This is a genomic window from Phenylobacterium sp. (assembly GCF_030693805.1).
Lineage (GTDB): Bacteria > Pseudomonadota > Alphaproteobacteria > Caulobacterales > Caulobacteraceae > Phenylobacterium.
In genome coordinates, this window is the sequence record NZ_JAUXZW010000202.1 from 1 (window position 1) to 2,217 (window position 2,217).

Consider the following 2,217-nt stretch of genomic DNA (forward strand, 5'->3'; position numbering starts at 1 on the left):
ACGCCCTCGTCCCAGGCCTGGTTGGAGCGGCAGATCAACGATCCGTTCGCCGCGGCCGCCCGTGCGCACGGCTACCGGTCACGCGCGGCCTTCAAGCTGACTGAGATCGACGATCGGTTCCATTTCCTCAAGCCGGAAGCCCGCGTCGTCGACCTGGGCCTGGCGCCCGGCGGCTGGACGCAGGTGGCGTTGGAGCGTGGGGTCAAACATATCGTCGGCGTCGACCTGCTGCCCGTCGACCCGCTGCCCCCCGCCTACATCCTGCAGATGGATTTCACCGACCCGGCCTGCGGACCGTTGCTCATTGAGGCCCTGGGCGGACCGCCTGACGTGGTGCTTTCAGACATGGCTCCGAACACCGTCGGCCACCGCCAGACCGACCACCTGCGCATCGTCGGCCTCATCGAGATCGCCGCCGATTTCGCCGTCCAGGTGCTGAAGCCGGGCGGCGCCTTCGTCACCAAGGCCTTCCAGGGCGGCGAGACGGCTGCGGTCATCGCGGTGCTCAAGCACCACTTCGCCCAGGTGCGCAACGTCAAGCCGAAGTCCAGCCGCAGCGACAGCTCCGAGCTCTACTTCGTCGCCACGGGGTTCAAGGGGCGAGGCTAAGCTGCGGGATTCCCTGCGGTTGGCCGGCGCGCGTGGATCGGGTCGCACGAATCACCGGCTCCGGGCCTTGCCCTGCCGTGGAGCATGGGCTTATACCCGCCCCGCAAAACGAGGTGTCTCCATGGAGATTCGCGAAGGGCTCACCTTCGACGATGTTTTGCTCGAACCCGGTCCGTCGGACGTCATGCCCACTCAGGTGGACACCCGGACCCAGTTCACGCGTGAGATCAGTCTGAACATACCGATCGTGTCCGCCGCCATGGACACCGTGACCGAAAGCCGGCTGGCCATCGCCATGGCTCAGAACGGCGGCCTGGGCGTGCTGCATCGCAACCTGACGGTGGAGGAGCAGGCCGATCAGGTGCGCGAGGTGAAGCGCTACGAAAGCGGCATGGTCATCAACCCGCTGACCATCAATCCGGACACCACCCTGCGCGAAGTGCGCGAGATCAAGGCGCGGCGCCGGATCTCCGGCTTCCCCGTGGTCGAACCCGGGACAGGGCGGCTGTGCGGCATCCTCACCAACCGTGACATGCGCTTCGAAGCTGGCGACAATGTCCCGGCCAAGGCGTTGATGACGCACGAAAATCTGATCACCGTGAAGGAAGGCGTCTCTCAGGCCCAGGCTCAGGACCTGCTGCGGCGACACAAGATCGAGCGTCTGATCGTCGTCGACGACGACTACCGCGCGGTCGGCCTGATCACCGTCAAGGACATGGAGAAGGCGCAGGAGCATCCGAACGCCGCCAAGGACTTGCAGGGCCGCCTGCTGGTGGGCGCGGCCTCGACGGTCGGCGACCTGGGCTTCGAACGGTCCATGGCGTTGGTGGACGCCGGCGTCGACGTGGTGGTGATCGACACCGCCCACGGCCATAACCTGGACGTGGCCAGGGCGGTCGATCGGGTGAAGCGCGAGACCAACCGGGTGCAGATCATAGCCGGCAATGTCGCCACCTACGACGGGGCGCGGGCCTTGATCGACGCCGGCGCGGACGCGGTGAAGGTGGGCATCGGCCCGGGCTCGATCTGCACCACGCGGATCGTCGCCGGTGTGGGCGTGCCTCAGCTTACGGCCATTCTCGACGCGGTCCGCGCGGCCGACGGCAGCGGCGCGCCGGTGATCGCCGACGGCGGCATCAAGTATTCTGGAGATCTCGCCAAGGCGCTCGCCGCCGGGGCCAGCGTCGCCATGATGGGCTCGGTGTTCGCCGGCGTCGACGAGGCGCCGGGCGAGGTGTTCCTGTATCAGGGGCGTTCCTACAAGGCGTACCGCGGCATGGGCTCGCTGGGCGCCATGGCCCGCGGTTCCGCCGACCGCTACTTCCAGAAGGAGGTGTCGGACACTCTGAAGCTGGTCCCCGAAGGCATCGAGGGCCAAGTCGCCTACAAGGGCCCGATCGCTCCGATCCTGCACCAGATGGTGGGCGGCCTGCGCGCGGCGATGGGCTATACCGGCGCGGCCGACCTCGCCGAATTCCGCAAACGCTCGCGGTTCATCCGCATCACCGGCGCCGGGCTGCGTGAGAGCCACGTCCATGACGTGATGATCACCCGCGAGGCGCCCAACTATCCGAGCCCTCACTGATGCCTCAGACCGCGCCTGAACTG

2 protein-coding genes are annotated in these 2,217 nt (G+C 67.3%); both read left to right on the plus strand.

Annotated features, from left to right (window positions below):
• Window positions 1-609: RlmE family RNA methyltransferase (locus Q8M88_RS08050; protein ID WP_305596170.1), on the plus strand; the 609-nt coding region annotated here is incomplete at its 5' end.
• Between the two features lie 121 nt (window positions 610-730).
• Entirely contained in the window at window positions 731-2,194 is a 1,464-nt protein-coding gene (gene guaB / locus Q8M88_RS08055; RefSeq protein ID WP_305596172.1) for an IMP dehydrogenase, read from the plus strand.
• Window positions 2,195-2,217: the final 23 nt, after the last annotated feature.

Coding starts and splice junctions, on each gene's coding strand:
- guaB (WP_305596172.1), top strand. CDS start 731: ATGGAGATTCGCGAAGGGCTCACCTTCGACGATGTTTTGCTCGAACCC.